We start from the raw sequence: 22,330 nt of genomic DNA on the forward strand, positions 1-22,330 counted from the left end.
TCTCACCGTCATGGCCGGGTGCGTCCCGGCCATCCGCGCTTCGTCGGCTGGTGCGGCGGTGGCCGGGACACGCCCGGCCATGACGGGACGAGCACAACTGAAGGAGCAAACGACATGAAAATCGGATTTATCGGCCTGGGCATCATGGGCCGCCCCATGGCGCTGAATCTGAAGGCCGCGGGCCACGATCTTATCGTCCCCGAACGGTCCAGCCTGACCGCGGAAATCCGCGCCGCCGCCAAAGTGGTCGCGACTCCAAGGGACGTCGCCGCGGCGGCCGAAGTCGTCATCCTGATGGTCCCGGACACGCCCGACGTCGAAGCGGTGTTGTTCGGCAAGGATGGCGCCGCCGAGGGGCTGCAGAAGGGCAGCCTGGTGATCGACATGTCCTCGATCAGCCCGATCGAGACCAAGGACTATGCCAAACGCGTCAACGAAAAGGGCTGCGACTACCTGGACGCCCCCGTCTCGGGTGGCGAGGTTGGCGCCAAGGCCGCGACGCTGACCATCATGGTTGGCGGTCCGGACGCCGCGTTCGCCCGAGCGAAGCCGCTGTTCGACCTTATGGGCAAGAACATCACCCATGTCGGGTCCGAACCCGGCGCCGGCCAGGTTTGCAAGGTGGCCAACCAGATCATCGTCGCGCTGAACATCCAGGCGGTGTCGGAAGCCCTGGTGTTCGCCTCCAAGGCGGGCGCCGACCCGGCCAAGGTGCGGCAGGCGCTGATGGGCGGCTTCGCGTCGTCCCGCATCCTGGAGGTGCACGCCGAACGCATGCTGAACGGTACATTCAACCCCGGCTTCAAGATCAAGCTGCACCAGAAGGACCTGAACCTGGCGCTGTCCTCGGCCAAGGCGCTCAGCCTGTCGCTGCCCAACACCGCCGTGGCGCAGCAGATGTTCTCGTCCTGCATCGCCCATGGCGGGGCGGAACTGGACCATTCGGCGCTGATCCTGGCGATCGAAGGCATGGCGGCGCACAGCATCCGCGAGAAGAAGTGATCACGGTTCTGTGAAACGGAACGAGTCGCATGACATGAAGGGGGGTTGAGTTTTAGAGCGCATTCGCCATAAACTGTAGCTATCACGCCGATTCTGAGACGGCAAACCACCCACGAGAGCGTGATTTTCGGGGTGGTGCCGACTTCGGTTTCCGGAGAAGTGGTGGTCTTTCAGTTAGTTACGCGCATAAGTTGCGTAGGGGCGAACACTCCATGTCGATGCGTTTCACTGAAATCGGACAGCAACTCCGGGCCTATCGTCTCGAATCAGGCCTGCGTGCCGAGGAGATTGCCGCGCGCCTTGGCGTCTCCCGCGCAGCGCTTTATCGATACGAGAAGGGCGAGGTCATCAAGCTCGACACGATCAAACGGCTGGCGGAGCTGCTGAAGATATCTCCGCTGTCGCTGTTGGGGATCGGCGTTGAGTACTACAATCGCCCGATCGGCTATTTTGAGCGGGTGCGGCAGATCGAGGAAACTGCCGACCAGGTTCTCCAACTGGCGGGGCCGATTTGCTATCTGACGACGTCCGACGCCTTTGACAACGCGCTGTCCGAGGCGTTCGAGGAAACCGCCGACCAGGCGGGAGCCGAACGCATGGCGATGCGGAGCATGGCCGAGCAGGTGCTGGGTATCCTGGCCGCCAGGAAACGCATGTATGCGATGCGGCGGCCGAGCATCATCGCGATGGTGTCGTTGCCGGCGGTGCAGCGGCTGATCGACGTGGGGATCGTCAGCGGATCGCACGTCTCCGATCGCGTGCGGCGGATTTGCCGCGATGTGGCGGTGTCGGAGGTCGAGAACATCGCAAACCTGATGGAAACCGAACCGATGGGCTTGCAGTTCGGCCTGTTGGCTGGCTCGCCGCCGAGTTCGTCGTTCAAGATCCTGCGGGCCCGGGACCGGGTCAGCCTTGCAATCAACCCGTTCCGTACGGATACGCATCCCGGTGCGCAGACGGGGGTGGCGATGATCACCGGCGCGGACGAGGCGATCGCCGCGCATCAGCGTGTTGCCGAGGCAAGCTGGCGGGAAGCGATCAAGGGGCCGTCAGGTGCCGCCCGGTTGCGTCAGTTGCTGAACGTGGCGTCACCGGTTTCGTAGCGCTCAGCCGGCATCAGACCGCCGGCACTGTCGTTCCGCCCTTTCGGAACACCATCAGCGGGATCAGGAAGAACACCAGTCCTGTCGCCGCCGCCGACACGATGATCAGCGGCGTCAGTTGCTCGTTGAAGACGTGCTCGTAGAGCGCCGACCCGATCGTGTTCGCCAACGGGCCAGTCAAGTTGACGATCGACATCATGGCGGCGAACGCGAAGCCCTCGGCGCCTTTCGGGCAGGATTCGACGGCCAGGGTCATGGTGGCAACCATCGCGATCATGCTGGTCAGGCCGCCCGCCAGCGAAATGATCACGGCCGATGTCTCGGAACTGAGCAGCAGGTAGGACAAGGTGCTCAGTACACCGCCCAGGATGCTGAGTTGCAGCAGCGCTTTGCGGCCCAGGCGGTGGATCCGCCAGCGGAACAGCAAGCCGCCGATGATCCAGCCGGCGGCGCCGATCGACGACAACAGGCCGATGAAGCCCTGGGAGAAATGCAGCCGGTCGGTCATCTGGAAATACAGCGGCGTGCCAAATCCGGGGCTGAAATAATACAGGAACAGGAACGCCGCCACGAACCATAGGTCGCGGCTGCGGAACGCGCTGACCAGTGCCCCCAGGCGTTCACGCAGTGCCTCCAGGTCGATACGCGCGCGTTGTTCCCCGATCAGCCAGACACCGCCGATGATGGCGAGCGGACAGATGGCGGCGATCCCGGCCGCGGCATGCAGGGCAGCCACAGGTGACAGGACCTCGATCAGGTAGCCGGCGACCAGCGTGGCGATCATCTGTGCGATATTGAACCAGAGCCATTGCTGGTTCACAAAAGTGGCGCTGGTGTTGTTCGCCTGGCCGGTTTCCACCAGCAGCGCACCGCACAGTGTACTGGAAATCGCCATCGCGAACGCGGTGACGGTCAGCGCCGGAATCACCGTTGTCGCGGTATCCAATGTCCCGACCCAGGCAAAGGCCAGGATCGCGGCGATGTTCGCCAGTACCAGGTAAGGGCGTCGGCGATAGCCGAACAGCGGCACGAAATCCGATATCGCGCCCCACAGCGGCTTGATGACCCACGGTATGTCAAAGATCGCGACTGACGTGCTGACCATCACCGGGTCCCAGTGCATCGTCTGCTTCAGCCAGAACGACAGCGGCTGCCACATGATGCCGGAGCTGGCCTGGCCGATCCCTTCCACCGCATAGACGATGGCGAAGAACCACATGGACCGATTGACGGCTGGATTGGAATGCATGGGTCATCTTGCGGGACCCGACGGTTGCCCTCAAGCCTGCCGGTGGGACACGATGTGTCAACCGGCGGAGGGGATCGGCGTATGGCTTGGCGTATCGGCATCGATATTGGCGGCACATTCACCGATGTGGCGATGGTGGAGGAAGACAGCGGCCGTATCGGGATCGCCAAGGTCCTGACCACGCCGCGCGATTTCGGCCAGGGCGTGATCGAGGGCATCACCCGCGGCCTCGCCGAAAACGCGATCGACCCCGCCGACGTGGCCTTGCTGTCGCATGCGACGACGGTGGTGACCAACGCGCTGCTGGAGCACAAGGGCGCCAGATGCGGCTTCGTCGCCACCCGCGGGTTCCGGGATTTGCTGGAACTGCGCCGGTCCTCCCGCCCCGATCTCTATGATCTGTTCCAGGATGGACCGAGTGTGCTGGTGCCTCGGCGGTACCGGTGGGAAATCACGGAACGGATCGATGCCCAGGGTGAGGTCGTCACGCCCCTGGCCATGGACGAAATTCCTGCGTTGATCGAGGCAATACGAGCAGCCGAACTGCAAACGGTGGCGGTGTCCTTCCTGTTCTCGTTTCTGAATGACAGCCACGAACGGGCGGTCGGCGCCGCGCTGCGGGCGGCCCTGCCTGAGGTCGGCGTGTTCCTGTCGTGCGAGGTCCTGCCGGAGATCCGGGAGTTCGAGCGGGCGTCAACGACCGCCGTCTGCGCCTATGTGGGGCCGCTTCTCGCCGGCTATCTGGATCGCCTGTCGAAGGCCACATCGGTGCTGGGCTTGCCGGCCCTGCACGTGATGGGATCATCCGGCGGCGTGTTCGACATCGCCGAGGGCCTGCGCATGCCGGCGATGGCGGTGGAATCAGGGCCCGCCGCCGGGGTGATCGCAGCGGCCCTGGCCGGGCGGCAATTGGACCGCCCCAACCTCATTTCCTTCGACATGGGCGGCACGACCGCCAAGGCCAGCGTGATCGTCGGGCACGAGGTCGCGGTTACCGCGGAGTACGAGGTCGGCGGCGCCGCCAACACCAAGCGCTGGATGCATGGGACGGGACATCCGATCCGCGTCCCGGTCATCGACCTGGCGGAGGTCAGTGCCGGTGGCGGTTCGATCGCCTGGATCGATCCCGGTGGCGCGCTGAAGGTGGGGCCCGCCAGTGCCGGCGCCGATCCCGGACCGGCGGCCTATGGCCAGGGTGGCACGCGCCCGACGGTGACAGACGCCGACGTGATCCTGGGATGGCTGGACCGAGGCGCTCTGCTGGGGGGCGAATTGCCGATCGACCTGGCGGCGGCCGAACAGGCCATCGCACGCGACATCGCGGGGCCATTCGGATTGTCCGTGCGCGATGCCGCCGCCCGGATCGTGGAAGTCGTCAACAGCAACATGGCGCAGGCGCTGCGTATCGTCTCGGTGGAGCGCGGCCATGATCCGCGCGAATTCAGCCTGATCGCTTTCGGCGGCGCCGGCCCGGTGCATGCGGTGGCGCTGGCGGAGGAACTGGCGATACCGGAGGTGATCGTTCCGCCGGCACCCGGGGCGTTCTCGGCATTGGGACTGGTCGCGACCGATCTGAAACGCGATTACGCGCGCACGCTATATGCCGATCTGGCCCAGGTCGATCCGGATCGGATCACCGGTGCCTTCGCGGCGATGGAGGCCGCCGGTTCGGCCATGCTGCAGGCCGCCCGGGTTCCGGTGGGGCGCCAGGCGCTGCCGCGGTTCGCCGACGTGCGCTACCGGCGTCAGGCCTATGAACTGACGTTGCCGGTGGAGGACGGACCGGTCACGCGGCCCATGCTGGACCGGTTGGCGGCCTCGTTTCATACAAAGCACGAACAGACCTACGGCCACGCCAATCGGCAGGAAGCCGTGCAACTGGTCAACCTGCGCCTGACGGCCATTGGCCGGCTACCCGACCTGAAGCTGGCTCAGACGTCCGATCCGGCGAGCGCTCGGGTACGGAGCCGGGAGGTGTGGTTTGCCGCGACCGGGTTCCGGCCGGCCGACGTGCATTGGCGCAATGGTTTGGTGCCGGGAACCGCGATCACCGGGCCGGCGATCATCGAGGCGCTGGATTCCACCACGGTGGTGCCCCCCGGCTGGACTGGCCGGATCGATGCGCTTGGCTATATCCGCCTGACCCGTGACTGACACCGCGCCGGCGCACGGTGTGATCCCCGGGTTTTGAGGCAGGTTTCAGTATCGAATATTCCGTGGTCAATCCACGGCCCCGGCCGTGCCGGCAACATTGTCTGCAATCGCAACAGTCTCGTAGTAGTCGATCCGCGGCTCGCAGCCGTATCGTGCGCGAATGCCTTCAACCCATGGCCCGGAATAGAACGCCTCGGCGGCCTCCTGAGTCTGCCACATGTAGGCGCCACCGGCGATTTTGCCGTCACGCCGGCAGATGAACTGTTTGCGGATGAAGCCTGGGACACGAAGAAAATCGGGGGCGATTTTGGCGAAATGCGCGCGGCATTCCTCCAGGCCGATTGTGTCCGGCAGGTCGTACAGGACGATGGCGGTAATCATGGGGATGTCTCCTCAATCGATCGCGCTGTTGGGCGTGGTGCGTGAATGCTGGTTATCGTTTCGATATCGGGTTAATCGGGCGACCAAGGCGATGTTACGTGGTTGGGGGCACGACGCGATCCCGAGCGTCCAGAACGTGGGCTTCCATGCGTGATCGAGCGAGGTCAGGGTCGTGGGCGGCGAGTGCGTCGATTATCCTGGCATGTTCGGCGTTAGACGCCGTCATACGGCCAGGCGACACCAGGGCTCGGCGGCGAAACAGATGGAGTTCGCGAACGAAGCCACTATATGCGGCGGCAAGCCGATCGTTTCCGGTGAAAGCCAGCAGGGTGGCGTGAAATTTAAGATTGATGCCGTAATAGGTGTCCAGATCCGTGTCGGCCGAGGCCGTCTCCATCGCGTCGTGCAAGGCCCGTAGCGCCGCGATCTGGTCGTCCGTGACGATCGGGGCCAACTGGAACCCGGCAAACCCGAACAATGCCGCTCGGAGTTCATAGAGATGACGGGCATCCTGGGCGCCGATCTCGCGGACGAACGCGCCGCGGTTGACGACGACCTTCACCAGTCCCGACTGCTCCAATCCGCGACAGGCTTCCCGCACGGGTCCCCGGCTGACGCCCAGCCGCGATGCCAGCAACGCCTCATTGATCCAATCCCCCGCCTTCAGCTCGCCCGTTTCGATCGAGCGCTCGATCTCGCGGCGGACCAGGATCGTGAGTGACACGTCTCGGCGTTCCCGCAACGCCGCGGCGGCGGGATGGGGCGGGGCGTCAGTGGCGGTTTCGGTGGCTGTCATGTCGTCGGCATTGAAGCGCGGGCTTGTCGTCGATGCAAATCGTAAATCGCCGACGATTTACGATTGACAGTCCCAGACCCACCTGCCCTTAGTCGCCTCAACACCCGGCGGGAGCAACGACATGTTCAGTGGCTTCAAGAAGCGGCGCATCCAGACCAGTGGCGCCGAGATCGTCACCGTCTATGGCGGTGAGGGGCCACCTTTGCTGCTGATGCATGGCAATCCGTTCAACCACCTGACGTGGCATCTGGTTGCTCCGCGGTTGGCCAAGGACTTCACCGTCGTCTGCACCGACCTGCGCGGCTATGGCGAGAGTTCCAAACCCCCGGGAGGGGACGACCACAGCGGTTACTCCTTCCGCGCCATGGCGCTCGATCAGGTTGAGGTCATGCGCACGCTCGGTTTCGACAGTTTCCATGCGGCCGGACACGATCGCGGCGCCCGCGTGCTGCATCGCATGTGCCTCGACCACCCCGATACGGTGCGCAGTGCGGCCTTCATGGACATGCTGCCGCAGCACCACCTGCTGAATAACGTCACCCGCCAGTGGGGCACCTTCAGTTGGCACTGGTTCTTCATGATCCAGCCCTATCCCATGCCTGAAACCATGATAAGCGCCGATCCCGCGTTTTTCATCCGGCGCAAATTGTCCAAGACAGCGCAGGGCACGGCGTTCTTCGATCCGGCGGCACTGGCTGACTACATCCGCTGCATCAGGGACCCCGAGGTCGTGCATGCCATGTGTGAGGATTACCGAGCCACGTTCGGCGTCGATCTCGACATGGACACGGCGGACTTCAACGCCGGGCGCAAGGTCGACACCCCTGCGTTGATTTTGTGGGGGGCGACCGGCGGCGTCGGCCGGAACCACAAGGCGCTGGAGGTCTGGTCCGACTACGCCACCAACATTGTGCGCGGCGCCACGGTCCCTTCCGGCCACTACCTGCAGGAGGAGTGCCCGGACGAGACTTATGATGAACTCAGCAGCTTTTTCCGAACCCAGGCGGCTCCCCCACGCGCCGCCGCCCGATAGTGTTCACCGGCCGGCGCACAGACGCCCGCTTGAGCGTTTTGTTTGATCGCATGATTCACGCGCTTTGGACGTTCCGCCCAGCGCGATCATGCTCTCGCTGAGATACCGGAGCTTGAACGGGTCGGGCCTCGACCCGTCAGGACCAAGGGATGAGGCGGATTTCACTGTCAAATTCATCCCGCTTTGATCCCAGCCCGCCGCAGGCTCCGCTGCCAGTCCTCGGCCACCCCGTCCAGCGCCGCCTTCGCCGTCTTCTGGCCCAGCAGCACCGCCGAGATCCCGCTGCGCAGCTGTAATTCCAGCGACGGCCAGAACGGCTCCCGCGGTTCAAGCCGAGCGGTTTTGAGTGATTCGGCCATCACCGGCGCCCAGCCGAACCGGTCCAGCACCGACGGGTCGGTCAGGACGGAGGTGCGTGGGGGGGCGTTGCCGCGCTCGATCGACCGGCGCAGCCATTGCTTGCTGGTGGCGAACTGGATGAACTCGAACGCCCATTCGGTGTTCTTCCCGGCCGCCGGCACGCCGAACGTCCAGCCGCCCAGCGACACCCGGCTGTCCGCCGCCGAGTGCCGGCCGGGTGCCATCGCCCAGGCCCAGTGCCCGGCGGTCTGCGACTGCTTCGGATCGTTGATCAGCGTGCCATAGGGCGCCAGCGTGATGGTCATCGCATAGCGGTCACGCTGGCCACCGGCGACGATTTCATCGAATTCCCAGGTGATGGCGTCGGGCACGATGACTTTGTAGCGGTTCATCAGGTCGCCGTAGAATTGCAGCGCCTCGACGGCGTTTGGGCCGTTGATTTCGATCGCATATGTCTTGGGATCGAAATAGCGCCCGCCATTGCCATACAGGAACGGTGTGAAGCCGCCCACCATCGCCGGTCCCTGGCGCCCCCAGATGCCCAGCCCATAGCGCGGCGGCTTCGTCGTGGCCTGGGCGGCGGCGAGGAACTTGTCCCAACTGTCCGGCGGGGTGGAGAACCCGGCATCGGCCAGCAACTGCTTCTGGTAGTTCAGGATGCTGGTGGTGACGCGATAGGGGATGCCCAGCAGCTTGCCCTGGTAGCTGGCCATGTCGCGCACCGCGGGCAGGAAATCATCCCAATCGAAATCGGGGTGCTTCGCCGCGCTATCGGCCAGCAGCTTGGTGTGGTCCGCCATGTGCGGGGCCAGCCAGCCGGCGAATGTCGCCGTCCACTGGATGATGTCGATGTCGGGCGACCCGCTGTTCAACTCCGCCTTCAACCTGGCACTCAGCGCGTCGATCGGCAGCAGGGTGAAATCGACCTTGATCCCGGTTTCCTTCTGGAACGCCGGTGCGACTTCCTCGGTCAGGCACCAGTGCCACGGCCCGTTGTCGCCGACGAACACCAGTTTCTCCGGCTTCGTCCCCGCTCGGGCCACCGCTGGCATCGCCAAAGCGGCGCCGCCAGCGAGAAAACCCCGGCGCCTCATCCTGCGCGCATCCCTGCACGCCGCAGCCCGCGTTGCCAGTTGGTTGCCACTTCGTCCAATGCCTCCTTCGGGGTCTTTTGGCCCAGGATCGCCTGCGACAACCCGCTGCGCAGCGACAATTGCAGCGTGCTGAACACGGGTTGCGCGGGGGTGGGGAAGCCGGTCTCGATCGCCGCCGCGGCGACCGGCGGCCAGCCGATTTTTTCCACCATTTCAGGGTCACGCAACACCGATCCGCGGGGTGGTGCGTTGCCGCGGAACATCGACCGGCGCATCCAGTCGTGGCTGCATGCCATCTGGATGAAGGCCAGCGACCAGTCCTTGTTCTTGGTATATTTCGGAATCCCCAGGAAATGCCCGTCGACCCAGGTGCGGCTTTGGCTTTTGTCGGTGTGCCCCGGCACCGTGGCCCATTCCCATTTGCCGCCGGTCTTCGAGAGTTTCGGGTCGTTGATCAGAGTGCCGTACGGCGCGAAGGTTTCGGCCATCGCGTAACGGTCGTTCTGGCCGGCGGCAACGATCTCATCATACTCCCAGGTCGTGGCATCGGGCGGCACCACCTTGTCCTTCAGAACCAGCCCGGCCCAGAAATCCAGGGCGGCCACGGCCTCCGGCTTGTTGATCAGAATCTCGCCGGTCTTGAAATCCAGCAGGCCGCCGCCGCAGGAATACAGCCAGGGGAAGAACGCGGTCAGGATCGCCGAACCCTGCCGCCCGGACAGGCCGAAGCCGTAACGTTCGGGGGGCTTGTTGGTCGCGATGGCGGCTTTTTCCAGTTCGGCGAAGGTTTCGGGCATTTTGGTGATGCCGGCCTGCTCCAGCAGCGCCTTCTGATAGTGCATGATGCCGGTGGTGATCCGGTACGGGATGCCGGCCATGTGGCCGTCGTAAGTGGCCGCTCGCTTGGCGCCGCCCAGGAAGTCGTCCCAGCCCCAGTTCGGGTCCTTGGCCATGATCTCCTTCGCCACGGCCTCATGATCCGCCATGTGCGGGCTGACCCAGCCGGCCATGCCGACCGACCATTGCACGATGTCGATCCCGCTCGACCCCGAACTCAGTTCGGCCTTCAGCCGAGCCTCCCACGGGTCGACGGGCAGCAGGGTGAAGTCGATCTTGATGCCGGTGGCTTTCTCGAACGCCGGGGCGACTTCCTCCACCATCACCCAGTGCCAGGGGCCGTTGTCGCCGACATAGACCAGCTTGTCGGGTTTGCTCTGGGCGAGGGCGGGTAGCGGCAGCGTCGCGGCGGCGGAGGTGGCGAGCAGCTGGCGTCTGTTCAGACTTGTCATTGTTGTCACCCCTTGACCGCGCCGGACGACAGCCCGGCAACCAGATGGCGTTGCGCTGCGAACGAGAACAAGATCACCGGCAGGATCACCAGCACGCCGGAGGCGGTCATGCCGCCCCAATCCACGCCGGTATCGCCGCCGGAGAACGCCGCCATCAGCACCGGCAGCGTCCGCGTCGCGTTGTTGGTCAGCACGGCGGCGAACAGGAAATCGTTCCAGGCCAGTTGCAGGCACAGGATACAGGCCGCCACCAGGCCTGGCTTGATCAGCGGCAGCACGACATGGACGAAGGCCTGCAAGCGCGAGGCCCCATCCACCCAAGCGGATTCCTCCAATTCCCGAGGCAGGTCCTCGAAGAATCCCCGCATGATCCAGACCACCAGCGGCAGGCTGAATGTCGTATAGGCCAGCACGACCGAGGTCCGTGTCGTGGTCAGCCCGAACGCGCTGAACAGCACATACATCGGCACCAGCACGGCGATCGGCGGCAGCATCCGCATCGACAGCAGGGCGAAGAACAGGAAATTCCGTCCCCTGAAGCTGAAGCGGGCCAGCGCATAGGCGGCGGGCACGCCCACGATCAGCGACAGCGAGACCGCCCCCGCCGAGACCAGCAGGCTGTTCACGAATGCTTGGCCGAAGTCGGCCCTGGACAGGGTGGCGGCATAGTTCTCGAACGTCGGCCACCACAGGAACAGCGGCGGCGAGGCGAACACCTGTAGGCGGGTCTTGAACGACAGGCCGACGATCCACACCAGCGGGAACAGGAACGCCACCGTCAGGCCGATCAGCGCGGCGTAGACGGCGATGGCCTCGGCCTTGCGGCGGCGGCGGGAGCCGACTGGACTGAGCCTTGCCATCAGGTGGCGTCCCGCCGACGGACCAGCGCGATGAAGCAGCCGCACATGACGAACGAGATCAGCAGCATCATCCACGATGCCGCCGACCCCAGGCTGAGATCGAAGCGCACGAACGACGCCAGGTAGGTGTACATCGACAGCACCATGGTGGCGTCGGCTGGCCCGCCGCTGGTCATGACATAGACGTTGTCGAAGGAGCGGAACTCGAAAATCATCCGCAGCAGAAGGGCGACCATCAGGTAGGGGCGCAGCAGCGGCAGGGTGATGTGGCGGAACATCTGCAAGCGGCTGGCGCCATCGATCTGCGCGGCCTCGACGGGTTCGTGGGGCAGGGATCGCAGGCCGGCCAGTAGCAGGATGGCGACATAGGGGGCGTTCTGCCAGACATTCACCACGGCGACGGACAGCAGCGCCGTGTCGGGACGCCCGAGCCAGACGATGTGCTGCTGGATGAAGAAGTTGATGACGCCGTGGTCGGGGTCGAGCAGCAGTTTCCAGCAGAATGCGGCTACCACGGGCGTGATCATCATCGGCACGATCAGCAGGGTGCGGAACAGGCCGATCCAGGGCAGATCGATATTCAGCAGCAACGCGATGCCCAGGCCGACGGCCAGTTCGGCGGCCACGACCCCGGCGGTGTATTCCAGTGTGAGGATGAGGCTGCCGGTGAATTCGGGGTCGGTCACCAGGTCCTGGTAATTCGCCAGGCCGGCGAAGGTGCCGCCGAACAGGGTTTGATCGGGCGACCATCCTTCCAGCGACAGCCAGGCGGAGAACAGCAGGGGGATGCCGAATACCACCAGCATCAGCAGGGTGGTGGGCAGGACGGCGATGCGGGCGAAATGACGGTCGAACCAGGTCGCGCGCCGCCGGCCCCTGGTGGAGGCGGGGTGGGCGAGGCTGCCGCGCGCGGCGACCTGAGTGGTTCCTCCCATCGTCCTGGCCGCTCCGTTGGCTGTCAGGCAGTTGGTGGAAGGTTAGACTGGGTTGTGGGGGAACGCCAACTGCGGCCTCGGCATGACGGAGGGTCATTCTGGGTTCCACGGCGCGGTATCACGTATTGGTCATCAGGCGCGCGGCGGCGAGTCCCTCGCACAAACGATGTGAACGGGTTGAAATCCAGCATTCGTCTCCGATGTCGCGGGCTGTGTGTCCTAGAACGGAGAAGAATTCATGGCGACCACACCTCCGCCAGCGACCTCGGCCCTAAGCATCAGTCACCTTGCCGCCGACCCCGCGCTCATTGTTCCCTTTGTGCTGGACAATGCGCTGCACGTGATCGGCGCCGTTGTCATTCTCATTATCGGCTTTTGGATCGCCGGGCGCGCGGATTATCTGGTTGGGCGCGCTTTGCAGAGATCCAGCCACATCGACGAAATGTTGCGCGGCTTTTTCAGCTCGATCGCGCGGTATTTTGTCCTTACCGTTACGCTGCTGGCGGTGTTGTCGCAGTTTGGCATCCAGACCACCAGTCTGGTTGCGGTTATCGGCGCGGCATCCCTGGCGATCGGTCTTGCGCTGCAAGGCACGCTTTCGAATCTCGCGGCGGGCGTCATGCTGCTGATCTTCCGTCCGTTCCGCATTGGCCATTCCGTTACGGTCGGCGGTAATACGGGCACGGTCCGCAACCTGTCTTTGTTTTGGACAGAGATCGTTACCGACGCCAATACGCAAATCATTATTCCGAACGGCGGTGTCTGGGGTCAGCCGATCAAGAACTTCACCACTTACCAGGCGCCCGCTCCCACCGCGCAGCTCCACGTTCCGGTTCCCACCGGCTGGGGGCTGGACGAGGCTTGTGCCCGCATCAAGGATATCGTGACGGCGACACCGAAAGTACTGGCGACTCCGGCCCCCAACGCCTTGCTCGACCGCGGCGGTACCGACAATGGCATTCAAATCGTCATCAGTTTTGCGCCTGAGGGCGATACCGCCGGCGTGATCAAGAATGACATCCTGCGCGCGATCGATGAGCAGATGGAGAAACCGCGCGTTGGCAACGTATCGTCCGGCGTTCAGGATAGTTCCGCCAGTAACCGAACCATGGAACGGGTCTGATACACAAGCTGCGTTTCCAGGTCACGCCGCCGCCGCCACCACGCGCAAGGCTACCGGACGAATGCCTCCAGCGCCAATGCGGTGGTCATGGCGTACGGCGGTAGAATGCCGGACGCGCTCGTACCGGGTCGAGCAGCGACCAGTCGCCTTGCTCGACCTCGAACCCTTTCGGGAAGGGTGGCCTGACGTCCATGCCGAGGGAGCGCATCACACGGTCGTCGCGGTAGTAGCATTGCACGACGATCCGGTTCAGGGCCGCCAGTTCCACACCACCGTCTTTCTGGAACGTTCCGATGTCGGTCAGACGTGTGGCCAGATCGCGGTCGGCGAAGGTGTCGCCGGCCAGATGGTCCAGACGGTGCAGGGCCTGTTTCACGTGCGCCATGTCACGGCCGATGCCGGCAACGATATCGGCGAAAATCGTGTCATCGTCAGCGCCCGGCACGGCATGCGCGGCGCTGGCGGGAATCATCATGCCGGCCACGCAGCGCAACGACCGGGTCTCGTCATCCGTCAGGTTTTGCATGGGATCGCCTCAATCGAACAATGTGGCCAGACGCTTTTTCATGTTGTCGGCTACGTAAAGCGCCAGGGCCTGGATCGTGCAGGTGGGGTTCACGCCGGCGGAGGTCACGAACAGGCTGCCGTCGACGATGAACAGGTTCTTCACGTCGTGGCTGCGGCCCCATTCGTTGACGACGGACCGTTCCGGGTCCTTGCCCATGCGCGCGGTTCCCATCAGGTGCCAGCCGCCGTCCAGTATGAGTGGATCGGAGCCGATGTCGTGGGCGCCGGCGGCTTTCAGGATCTCGGTGCCGCGAGCGATGGCGTGATCCAGCATGCGGCGGCTGTTTTCGCTGAGCGTGTAGGTGATCTTGGGCGCCGGAATGCCGTTGCTGTCCTTCAGGATGGGGTCGAGGGTTACCCGGTTGTGTTCCTCGGGCAGGTCTTCGCAGATGCCGACCATGCCGGTGCGATGGCAGAACAGCTTGCGGTAGGCGTCGTGATGGGCTTCGCCCCAGGGTATGCGTCCTGTTCCCATGCCTTGGATCGCGGCCTGCACGGGCCCCTGCCCTCTCGCAAATTCGTAGGTGTAGCCGCGAACGAAGCCGCGCGAGGGGTCGGTTTCGTAGAATTGCTGGCTCCAGATGCAGTTTCCCGGGCCTCGGTATCCATCCGTTACTTCATCGAAGTAGCCGTATATCCGAGCGTAGGGGTGGAACATGAGGTTTTTGCCGACCAGGCCGCTGGAATTGGCGATGCCGTTTGGGAACCGGGTGGATTTGGAGTTCAGCAGGATGCGGGGTGTGCCGATGCCGTTGCAGGCGAGGATGACGACTTCGGCGGGTTGGAACTGCTCGACCCCCGCAGCGTCGTAATACACCACGCCGGAGGCCATGCCGTGTTCATTTGTGGTGATTTCGCGCACCCGGCAGCGGGTTCGCAGTTCCACGCCTGCCCTGATGGCCGCCGGCCAATATGTGATGTCGGAACTGGCTTTGGCGCCTTGGGCGCAGCCGCCGGTGCAGTGGCCTAGGTTAATGCAGCCGGCGCGGCCTTCGTAGTCGGTTGAGGCGATGGCGCTGTCGGAGGGCCACCAATGCCAGCCTAGGCGGTTCAGGCCTCGGGCCAGGGTAGCACCGGATTTCCCCAGCGGCAGCGGCGGCATCATCGGTTGCTTGGGGGGATAGGCTGGGTCGCCTGCGAGGCCGGACACGCCGGTCATGCGGTCGTTTTCGGCGTAGTAGGGCGCCAGCGTCTCGTAGTCGATCGGCCAGTCGTCGGCGACGCCATCGAGGGAGCGGACGCGGAAATCGGAGGGGTGAAAGCGTGGGTAGTGCCCGGCGTAAAGGATGGTGCCGCCGCCGACGCCGTTGAAGTTGGCGACCCGGATCGCCGAGTCATCCTCATTGATCGGGTAGTCCGTCTCCCTGGCGCGACGATTGGGGCTGTAGTTGAATTCAGCCAATTGGCGCGCTTCCCAGTCGCGGCCGTTGCTGGGGTAGTCGGTGGGTTTCGTCCAATCTCCCTGTTCCAGACAGACGATTCGCATTTTCGTTTCGGCAAGGCTCCAGGCCACGGCACCCCCCGAGGCACCCGCGCCGATAATGACGACATCAACCCGTTCGAGCATTGCTGGACCCCCCCGACTCTTACGGATCGAAGTTAGCCACGACCCGGGCGGGACTGCCAACTTTGACGGCTTCGGCCTGGCGGCGTTAGGCTGCTTGGGACATCGCGGGAAGCGAGAAAAACGGAGGGCGTGACTATGCTGATGAGCCGGGAAGCTATCTGCAAGGACAAGTTCGTCGATCAGTTCACGGACGCGATCCTTCAGCATGATCAGTCCCGTACCGCCGATTTGTTCTTTCGCATGGTTCGCCGCGAAGACCGCTCGGTTGGCGACGCGCTGAGTGTCGTGACGGCGGCGGAAGCGCCGTTCGTGCAGGTGCCGAACCACATCAACGTGCGAGACGGCCAGATCACACTGATCAACAACGACCACACGATCCTGGGGCTGCGGACCTCCACCGTGTTGACGCCTTATCTGCCGGAATCGCACCGTTTGCTGCCATTGCTGCAAAGTGTCTGGTACGTGCCCGCGGGGCTGGATATCTGGAACCAGTTGCTGGGGAAATATCCCGGCCGTTATGCCATGATGAAGGGCATGAACGTTCCCCTGCCGGATCACGGCCCGGTGGTATGGAACGAAGAACAGGCGCCGATCATCGAGTCCGGTTCGGTCGAGGAACGTCTCCACGCGCATATGATCGCGACCATGAGCGGCGATGTCCGGCGGTCATACGGCCTGTTCCTCGGATTGGCGGCGGATGAGGCGATACGGCCGAAGCTGCGCGATCAACTGCTGTTCCTGGGCCTGATCGATCTGCAGGACACCACGATGGGGCGCAAGGCGCGCAACACCGGCCACAAGGCATTGCGTGCCAGGGCGGTCGTCGATTTGGCCGACTTCATTGGCTGGGAACGCTCGCATGGGGTGTTCTATACCGGCGTTCCGGATATGGCGGTCGGGCCGCTGTATTACTCGCTGTATGATGCGGCCTGCGTTGTGGTTACGGAGGCGTTTCCGGATGCCGGCAAGAGCCTGAAGCAGACCAATACCGGGAAACTGTCTCCGGCCGAGGTCGAGGATCTGGTGCGGCTGTTGATGGAAGCGGACGGGCAGACCGTCTGGGATACCGTCACCGCGCATCTGCGGGCGGGCGTGTCGATCCGCAGCCTGGCGGATACCATCCAGATCGGGGCCGCCGAGTTGATCCTGCGGACCACGGTGCCGCGCAAGTTCACGGAAGGCCAGCATCCGTTCGATTACTGCAACACCGCGAATTACTGGATGCGCGGCAGCGACAATCCCTACCAGGCGCGCATTCTCTATCTCATGGCCAGTTTCGTGAACGATGCCGCTCGGGCCAACAAACTGTTCAGTTCCCTGATCGAACAGGAGTTCGCCGGCTTCGACCTGGCGGGGCATAGCGACACTAAACTATTGCACGACCAGGACGAGGCGATCATGGCGTTCGACATCGGCCGCTCGACCGCTGTTGCCAATGCGTATCTGCAATCGGGTGCTGACCGCACCCGGCTGCTGGAAACGATTGCCGTGACGGCCTGCAAATTCCAGGACGATCCGCATAACCAGAAGATCAGCCACTCGACGTTCGAGGAGTACCAGCACAACACGACGCATCTGCGCGACCGGCTGCTGCTGGCCAGCGTCAGGCTGCTGGCGGGGTGGCCCAAGATGCCGGGAGATCGTGAGTGCTACGCGCGGTTTACGCGGGAGTGGATCAACAACTAGCCCGGCCGATCCACTCCGTTACGGGGCCGCTACGCGACCAGCGCCCCGACCCCCTCCGTCACCTTCTCCCAATCGTCCACGTTCCGGTCCTGGGGTGCGATCAGCAGGTGCTGTACCCCAATCGCCGCGTAGCTATCCACCAGCGCGCGCAACACGCCGCGATCGGTGCCATCCCACTGCACGCGCATCGATATGGTGAAGTCGGGCCCAGGCCGAGCGTCACGGAGGCGTTTGATGATGGGGGCGGCCTGGTCGGCGGTGAGGCTGCTGCCGTGCCAGCCGTCGCCGATGCGGATCGTCCGTTTTAGCGCGGGTTCGGCGCTGCCACCGAACCACAGCGGGATCGGACTGACCGGCATCGGGGTCATTGTCATCCCCTCGATCACAGCCGGGATATAGCGGCTTTTGAACGTCACCGGGTCCTCCGACCAGACCGCCCGCATCATCGCGATCCCTTCGTCCAACCGTCGGCCGCGCTCCTCGAACGGCACGCCCAGGGCGGCGAACTCTTCCTTCAACCAGCCGGAGCCGGCACCCATGATCAGCCGCCCCTCGGAGAAATTATGCAGCGTGGCAAGTTCCTTGGCCAAAGGCAGCGGATGCCGCATCGGCAACACCAGAACGGTGGTTCCCAGCTTCACACGCTTCGTCACCGCGGCCGCCCAGGTGAGCGACAGCACCGGATCAAAGAACAAGGGCGAGCGGGGGAATTTATCCCGAGGCACAATGATATGCTCGCTGACCCAGACATCCTCGAGGCCCAAATCCTCGGCACGCTCGGCGTGGCGGCGGATCAATGCCGGTGTCGCCTGGTCACCCGCGTGGGGCAAATGAATGCCGTATTTCATCGCCATAATTCCTTCGCTGTTGGTAGCCGCATCATATGGGCCGGTGTCGGAACGTGTTCAGATATCCATAATCGACTTGGCCCCATCGGGACAGGACCGTCGCGTGAGTCAGGCTTCCGGCACGAACCCCATGATCCGCTCGAATCGTTGCCGATAGGCTGGCCAGACTTCGGGGTTGATCAACCGCGGCGGCTTTTTCCCATCCAGGATCTCCAACGCCTGTTCGGCGGCGATCCGCCCCATGTTCTCCCGCGCCTCGATCGTGGAACCGGCGACATGCGGACTGACAATCACGTTGTCGAACGCCATCAGCGGATGATCATGCGGGGGTGGCTCGTCCTCCCAGACATCCAGACCGGCGCCGGCGATCTGCTTTTGACGCAGCGCCTGCGCCAACGCCTCCTCATCGTGGATGAAGCCACGCGCCGTGGTGATGAAATAGGCCTCCGGTTTCATGCGCGCGAATTGTGCCGTGCTCATCATCCTGCGATTTTGTTTCGAGAGCGGACAATGCACCGAGACATAGTCGGACTGCGCCAGCAATTCATCCAGTTCAACCTTCTCGGCGCCGCGGGCCTTGACCTGTTCGGCCGTCAGGAAGGGATCGTAGGCCAATACCCGCATGTTGAAAGCCGCGCGGCACATCGCTGCCAGGCGGCCGCCGACATTGCCGATACCCAGCACGCCGACAGTGCGGCCGCTCAGTTCCCGGCCGATATAGGCGTTGCGGTCAATTGCCTGGCCCGTCCGAGCCTGGCGATCGGCTTCAACGATGCGCTTGGACAACGTCAGCATCATCGCCAGGGCGTGTTCGGCGACTGCCTCCTTGTTGCCACCCGATTGATTGACGACAACGACGCCGGCCTCGGTGCAGGCATCGACATCGATCGTGTCGTATCCGGCCCCGTTCGACGAGGCCGCGATCAGGTTCGGCGTGCGGGCAAGCAATGCCGCGTTGACCTGGAAATGGGGCGCAATGATCTGGCGTGAGGCGCCAATCTGATACACATGGGCCTGGGTCAGGACCGGCACGACCTGCGCATCCGGACTGTCATTCTCCAACTTGTCCAACTGCACATCCGGCCGTTTCGCCAATACTGTCGAATACACCGCCGACGGCAAATATTTCACGTAGAACACGCGCTTGGTGTTCGGTGCCATGATCGTTCCCTCCTCCATCCTCGCGAAAACGATCTCACACTACCACTCAGCCTGGCATTGTCACGACAAGCGGCACCTGGCGCTGGGTGAGGACGCCCAGCAGCACGGACATCAACATCCACACAGGTGTGATCGTCGCGGTGGCAGAGTGGACGGCCTTCGGGTCGCGCTGTGCGAAACCATGCGTGAAAGCAAGTGACAGACGTGTTGCAGTCTTCGGGTTTTTCCACAGGGTATGTCGTCAAATTGTCACTGGCACATCAATCCAGCCCGGAATTAGTTCGCCCCGATGCGGGCACTGCTCACCTCATTGCGGTCCGGACCGCGGCCAGGCCGAAGCCAAGTGGCTGTCGGACTCATCATAGTCGTTACGTTTATGCTGTCGTACCTATACCTAATAGGTACGTATCATCCGTATCCAATGGTGCCGGAATCGCAGCCTATGTTCCACGGTCACGGCCAGCCCTGCAGTCACTGCCACTGACCATGGCCAATACAAAATATTTCCGTTCGGAACTATCGTCGCGTTTCGTAATATACAACGCAGTATTGCACTGGTTTCATCAAAGCTTCACGCCAGTGATAGAGACTGCGAAGAGAAATCGAAGCAGAAAGCGGACCGCTCTATCGGTTGAAGACGTTAGGGCGCTGTTCCGGTCTCGCAATCTTCTGGAGAATCACCTTGACAATACTATCATGGGCACATGCCCGGCGACCGTTTCGAACGGCGATCGCAACGGCCACGATGTTGTCTTTCATTGCGGGACCGGTTTTGCCGGCCTTCGCGCAGCAGTCGCAAGACCGCAGCGACCGCACGGTAACACCGATCAAGCACATCATCGTGATCATCGGCGAAAACCGTACGTTCGACCATGTCTTCGCGACGTACCAGCCGAAATCGGGTGAACGGATCGCAAACCTGCTCTCCAAGGGCATCATCACCGCCGACGGAAAGCCGGGCCCGAACTATAAAGAGGCACTGCAGTATTCCGCGACGGATACCGGGACGTACAGTCAGTCTCCGTCCGGCAAGACGCCCTATGCGCATCTGCCGCCGGCGATGACCGACGGCGCGCCAAGCGCGGCGTCCGACACGAACCCGCCCCCGTTCGCGACTGTCGCGGCCGTCACCGCCACCGAAGCGCAGATCCAGGACGGCCTGCCGGCCGCCAGCTACAAACTGCTGACGACGGGGGCCACGGGCCTGGCGTCCGACGCGGTGGATACCCGTGTCGCCGATGCGACGACGCTGCCCAGCGGTCCGTACCAGTTGACCGGCCCGCATATGCCGTATGACGCCTACACGGCCAGCCCGGTGCATCGCTTCTATCAGATGTGGCAGCAGACCGATTGTTCGGTGTCCGATGCGACGTCCGACAATCCCTCCGGCTGCCGGAACGATCTGTTCCCGTGGGTCGAGACCTCCATCGGCACGGGCAGCAACGGCAGCCCGCAAGCCGCCGGCTTCAACGACCAGACCACCGGCGAAGGCTCCGCCTCGATGGGCTTCTACAATATGGCGAAGGGTGATGCCCCGACGCTGAAGAGCCTGGCGGATGAATACACCATCAGCGACAACTTCCATCAGTCGATCGAAGGTGGCACCGGCGCCAACCACATCGCGCTGGGCACCGGCCTCGCCATCTTCTATGCCGACGACCAGGGCAAACCTGCCACGCCGCCGGCCAACGAGGTCGAGAATCCGAACGCCCAGAAAGGCACCAACAACTGGTGGACGCAGGACGGATACTCGGGCGGTTCGTATAGCGACTGTTCCGATGCCTCGCAGCCTGGCGTCGGCCCCGTACTATCGTATCTGAAGTCGCTGGCGAGCCATCCGGCGTCGAAATGCGCGCCGCATGCTTACTACCTGCTGAACAACTACAACCCCGGCTATTTCGGTGACGGCACGGTCAACACCTCGACCTTCACCATCCCGCCGTCCCAGGTGCACACGATCGGCGATACGCTGAATCAAGCCGACATTTCATGGAAGTACTACGGTGCTGGCTGGAACGCCTATGTGGCGAACCCGAACAGCGACCTGGGTGGTATCTACTGCAACATCTGCAACCCGTTCCTGTATGAAACCTCCATCATGACCAGCGCGACGCAGCGCGCCGAACACCTGAAGGACGTTCCGGATCTTGCTTCCGACATCGCCAACGGCACGCTGCCGGCGGTTTCGTTCGTCAAGCCGGACGGTCTGCTCGACGGCCACCCTGCTTCGTCCAAGCTCGACCTGTTCGAGGCTTTCAGCGCCAACATCATCAACCAGGTGAAGGCCAATCCGAAGCTGTGGAATGACACCGCGATCCTGATCACCTGGGACGAAGGCGGTGGATACTACGACTCAGGCTACATCCAGCCGCTGGACTTCTTCGGTGACGGCACGCGTATTCCGGCGCTGATGATCTCGAAATACTCCGAGGGCGGTCATGTGTCGCATGTCTATGCCGACCACGTGTCGTTCCTGAAGTTCATCGAGCGGAACTGGAGCCTGCCGACGGTTTCGTCCACCGGCCGCGACAACCTGCCGGACCCGGTTTCCTATGAACGGAACCCGTACGTGCCGGTCAACGGCCCGGCGATCGGTGACCTGATGGACATGTTCGATTTCCATAAGGACCACGGTCACGACCACGACCACGACCACGACCACGATCACGATCACGATCACGACTCGCATTAACCGACGACGCCTGCCGGCCGGGGCGCGATCGCGCCCCGGCCGTTTCCTTTCACGCGATTCGAATGATGAGATGACAGCGGACAAAATCGAAGCGGATGCTCTGTCGGTCGATTTGACGGCGCTGGCGGCGTTTACCGATGCGCGTCGAGCCATGCGTACATTGCTTCAGGTGGCGGCTGTTCAGGTCGCCGCCTTGTTGTTTTTGCTGCTGGCGGTTTTCGTGGCGCCGCGGTTGCCGGCGCTCGAGGTGCTGCTGCATCAAGGTGTGGTGGGGCTGGTTGGGGCTGCTCTGCTGATCTCGTTGACGGGGACGCTGGCTTGCCTGCTGATCGTGCGCGGGCGCTGTCGGACATTTAGGACTTGTGGCGGGATAGTCGAAGCGTCTGGCGAGCGCCGTCAGGCTCCCGCCGTTATGGCGGGTCACGGGAAA

Annotated in this window: 19 protein-coding genes; 7 read left to right on the forward strand and 12 right to left on the reverse strand. The window is 63.4% G+C overall.

Going from position 1 to position 22,330, the window contains the following annotated elements; genetic code table 11:
* The first annotated feature begins 114 nt into the window (after positions 1–114).
* Positions 115–1,002, forward strand: coding sequence for a 2-hydroxy-3-oxopropionate reductase (locus tag GSQ89_RS16865; RefSeq protein WP_158927264.1), 888 nt, complete (start codon positions 115–117; stop codon positions 1,000–1,002).
* 218 nt (positions 1,003–1,220) lie between these two features.
* On the forward strand, positions 1,221–2,105 hold the full coding sequence (locus GSQ89_RS16870; protein WP_158927705.1) for a helix-turn-helix transcriptional regulator: 885 nt from the start codon (positions 1,221–1,223) through the stop codon (positions 2,103–2,105).
* A gap of 13 nt (positions 2,106–2,118) precedes the next feature.
* Here GSQ89_RS16870 and GSQ89_RS16875 read toward each other — a convergent pair whose 3' ends face one another.
* Positions 2,119–3,354, reverse strand: a complete 1,236-nt coding sequence (locus tag GSQ89_RS16875; protein ID WP_158927266.1) for an MFS transporter — start codon at positions 3,352–3,354, stop codon at positions 2,119–2,121.
* 81 nt (positions 3,355–3,435) lie between these two features.
* Here GSQ89_RS16875 and GSQ89_RS16880 point away from each other — a divergent pair, with 81 nt between their 5' ends.
* Positions 3,436–5,508, forward strand: a complete 2,073-nt coding sequence (locus GSQ89_RS16880) for a hydantoinase/oxoprolinase family protein (protein ID WP_158927268.1) — start codon at positions 3,436–3,438, stop codon at positions 5,506–5,508.
* Between the two features lie 66 nt (positions 5,509–5,574).
* On the opposite strand, the gene GSQ89_RS16885 is transcribed toward GSQ89_RS16880, so the two are convergent.
* A complete protein-coding gene (locus GSQ89_RS16885) occupies positions 5,575–5,889 on the reverse strand; it encodes a YdhR family protein (protein WP_158927270.1) in 315 nt (104 codons plus the stop codon).
* A 94-nt stretch (positions 5,890–5,983) separates the two neighbouring features.
* Entirely contained in the window at positions 5,984–6,685 is a 702-nt protein-coding gene (locus GSQ89_RS16890) for an FCD domain-containing protein (protein WP_158927272.1), read from the reverse strand.
* Between the two features lie 121 nt (positions 6,686–6,806).
* Here GSQ89_RS16890 and GSQ89_RS16895 point away from each other — a divergent pair, with 121 nt between their 5' ends.
* Positions 6,807–7,718 carry an alpha/beta fold hydrolase gene (locus tag GSQ89_RS16895; protein ID WP_158927274.1) on the forward strand — a complete coding sequence of 304 codons (912 nt, stop codon included), beginning with the start codon at positions 6,807–6,809 and terminating at the stop codon, positions 7,716–7,718.
* Between the two features lie 173 nt (positions 7,719–7,891).
* Here GSQ89_RS16895 and GSQ89_RS16900 read toward each other — a convergent pair whose 3' ends face one another.
* Genes GSQ89_RS16900 through GSQ89_RS16915 form a run of 4 tightly spaced genes read right to left on the reverse strand, consistent with a single transcriptional unit; the run spans position 7,892 to position 12,256 of the window.
* Positions 7,892–9,172 (reverse strand): extracellular solute-binding protein, encoded by a 1,281-nt coding sequence (locus tag GSQ89_RS16900; RefSeq protein WP_158927276.1) that lies wholly within the window; start codon positions 9,170–9,172, stop codon positions 7,892–7,894.
* Positions 9,169–10,461, reverse strand: a complete 1,293-nt coding sequence (locus tag GSQ89_RS16905) for an extracellular solute-binding protein (protein WP_158927278.1) — start codon at positions 10,459–10,461, stop codon at positions 9,169–9,171. The genes GSQ89_RS16900 and GSQ89_RS16905 overlap by 4 nt, the downstream gene beginning before the upstream one ends.
* Positions 10,462–10,466: 5 nt before the next feature.
* A complete protein-coding gene (locus GSQ89_RS16910) occupies positions 10,467–11,321 on the reverse strand; it encodes a carbohydrate ABC transporter permease (protein WP_158927280.1) in 855 nt (284 codons plus the stop codon).
* On the reverse strand, positions 11,321–12,256 hold the full coding sequence (locus tag GSQ89_RS16915) for a carbohydrate ABC transporter permease (protein ID WP_158927282.1): 936 nt from the start codon (positions 12,254–12,256) through the stop codon (positions 11,321–11,323). The genes GSQ89_RS16910 and GSQ89_RS16915 overlap by 1 nt, the downstream gene beginning before the upstream one ends.
* Positions 12,257–12,494: 238 nt before the next feature.
* Here GSQ89_RS16915 and GSQ89_RS16920 point away from each other — a divergent pair, with 238 nt between their 5' ends.
* Positions 12,495–13,379, forward strand: coding sequence for a mechanosensitive ion channel domain-containing protein (locus GSQ89_RS16920; RefSeq protein WP_158927284.1), 885 nt, complete (start codon positions 12,495–12,497; stop codon positions 13,377–13,379).
* 85 nt (positions 13,380–13,464) lie between these two features.
* Here the strand turns inward: GSQ89_RS16920 and GSQ89_RS16925 are convergent, their stop codons facing one another.
* Both GSQ89_RS16925 and GSQ89_RS16930 read right to left on the reverse strand, forming a co-directional pair.
* On the reverse strand, positions 13,465–13,905 hold the full coding sequence (locus GSQ89_RS16925; protein WP_158927286.1) for a hypothetical protein: 441 nt from the start codon (positions 13,903–13,905) through the stop codon (positions 13,465–13,467).
* A gap of 9 nt (positions 13,906–13,914) precedes the next feature.
* Positions 13,915–15,513 (reverse strand): GMC family oxidoreductase, encoded by a 1,599-nt coding sequence (locus GSQ89_RS16930; protein ID WP_158927288.1) that lies wholly within the window; start codon positions 15,511–15,513, stop codon positions 13,915–13,917.
* 141 nt (positions 15,514–15,654) lie between these two features.
* Between GSQ89_RS16930 and GSQ89_RS16935 the strand changes: the two genes are divergently transcribed.
* Entirely contained in the window at positions 15,655–17,199 is a 1,545-nt protein-coding gene (locus tag GSQ89_RS16935; RefSeq protein ID WP_158927290.1) for a hypothetical protein, read from the forward strand.
* Positions 17,200–17,228: 29 nt separating this feature from the next.
* Here GSQ89_RS16935 and GSQ89_RS16940 read toward each other — a convergent pair whose 3' ends face one another.
* Both GSQ89_RS16940 and GSQ89_RS16945 read right to left on the reverse strand, forming a co-directional pair.
* Positions 17,229–18,047 (reverse strand): TIGR03619 family F420-dependent LLM class oxidoreductase, encoded by an 819-nt coding sequence (locus GSQ89_RS16940; RefSeq protein ID WP_158927292.1) that lies wholly within the window; start codon positions 18,045–18,047, stop codon positions 17,229–17,231.
* A 108-nt stretch (positions 18,048–18,155) separates the two neighbouring features.
* Positions 18,156–19,208, reverse strand: coding sequence for a hydroxyacid dehydrogenase (locus GSQ89_RS16945; RefSeq protein ID WP_158927294.1), 1,053 nt, complete (start codon positions 19,206–19,208; stop codon positions 18,156–18,158).
* 745 nt (positions 19,209–19,953) lie between these two features.
* Between GSQ89_RS16945 and GSQ89_RS16950 the strand changes: the two genes are divergently transcribed.
* Positions 19,954–21,900: an alkaline phosphatase family protein gene (locus GSQ89_RS16950; protein WP_158927296.1), complete on the forward strand. Its 1,947-nt coding sequence runs from the start codon at positions 19,954–19,956 to the stop codon at positions 21,898–21,900.
* A 49-nt stretch (positions 21,901–21,949) separates the two neighbouring features.
* On the opposite strand, the gene GSQ89_RS38515 is transcribed toward GSQ89_RS16950, so the two are convergent.
* Positions 21,950–22,330 (reverse strand): hypothetical protein (locus GSQ89_RS38515; RefSeq protein WP_216856214.1); only part of this gene is annotated, 381 nt, incomplete at its 5' end.

Origin of the sequence: Acidisphaera sp. S103 (genome assembly GCF_009765975.1) — a bacterium.
Taxonomy (GTDB): domain Bacteria; phylum Pseudomonadota; class Alphaproteobacteria; order Acetobacterales; family Acetobacteraceae; genus Rhodopila.

Coding starts and splice junctions, on each gene's coding strand:
- GSQ89_RS16900 (WP_158927276.1), bottom strand. CDS start 9,172: ATGAGGCGCCGGGGTTTTCTCGCTGGCGGCGCCGCTTTGGCGATGCCA.
- GSQ89_RS16905 (WP_158927278.1), bottom strand. CDS start 10,461: ATGACAAGTCTGAACAGACGCCAGCTGCTCGCCACCTCCGCCGCCGCG.
- GSQ89_RS16945 (WP_158927294.1), bottom strand. CDS start 19,208: ATGGCACCGAACACCAAGCGCGTGTTCTACGTGAAATATTTGCCGTCG.
- GSQ89_RS16870 (WP_158927705.1), top strand. CDS start 1,221: ATGCGTTTCACTGAAATCGGACAGCAACTCCGGGCCTATCGTCTCGAA.
- GSQ89_RS16925 (WP_158927286.1), bottom strand. CDS start 13,905: ATGCAAAACCTGACGGATGACGAGACCCGGTCGTTGCGCTGCGTGGCC.
- GSQ89_RS16875 (WP_158927266.1), bottom strand. CDS start 3,354: ATGCATTCCAATCCAGCCGTCAATCGGTCCATGTGGTTCTTCGCCATC.
- GSQ89_RS16920 (WP_158927284.1), top strand. CDS start 12,495: ATGGCGACCACACCTCCGCCAGCGACCTCGGCCCTAAGCATCAGTCAC.
- GSQ89_RS16930 (WP_158927288.1), bottom strand. CDS start 15,513: ATGCTCGAACGGGTTGATGTCGTCATTATCGGCGCGGGTGCCTCGGGG.
- GSQ89_RS16950 (WP_158927296.1), top strand. CDS start 19,954: ATGTTGTCTTTCATTGCGGGACCGGTTTTGCCGGCCTTCGCGCAGCAG.
- GSQ89_RS16880 (WP_158927268.1), top strand. CDS start 3,436: ATGGCTTGGCGTATCGGCATCGATATTGGCGGCACATTCACCGATGTG.
- GSQ89_RS16885 (WP_158927270.1), bottom strand. CDS start 5,889: ATGATTACCGCCATCGTCCTGTACGACCTGCCGGACACAATCGGCCTG.
- GSQ89_RS16915 (WP_158927282.1), bottom strand. CDS start 12,256: ATGGGAGGAACCACTCAGGTCGCCGCGCGCGGCAGCCTCGCCCACCCC.
- GSQ89_RS16895 (WP_158927274.1), top strand. CDS start 6,807: ATGTTCAGTGGCTTCAAGAAGCGGCGCATCCAGACCAGTGGCGCCGAG.
- GSQ89_RS16910 (WP_158927280.1), bottom strand. CDS start 11,321: ATGGCAAGGCTCAGTCCAGTCGGCTCCCGCCGCCGCCGCAAGGCCGAG.
- GSQ89_RS16935 (WP_158927290.1), top strand. CDS start 15,655: ATGAGCCGGGAAGCTATCTGCAAGGACAAGTTCGTCGATCAGTTCACG.
- GSQ89_RS16890 (WP_158927272.1), bottom strand. CDS start 6,685: ATGACAGCCACCGAAACCGCCACTGACGCCCCGCCCCATCCCGCCGCC.
- GSQ89_RS16865 (WP_158927264.1), top strand. CDS start 115: ATGAAAATCGGATTTATCGGCCTGGGCATCATGGGCCGCCCCATGGCG.
- GSQ89_RS16940 (WP_158927292.1), bottom strand. CDS start 18,047: ATGAAATACGGCATTCATTTGCCCCACGCGGGTGACCAGGCGACACCG.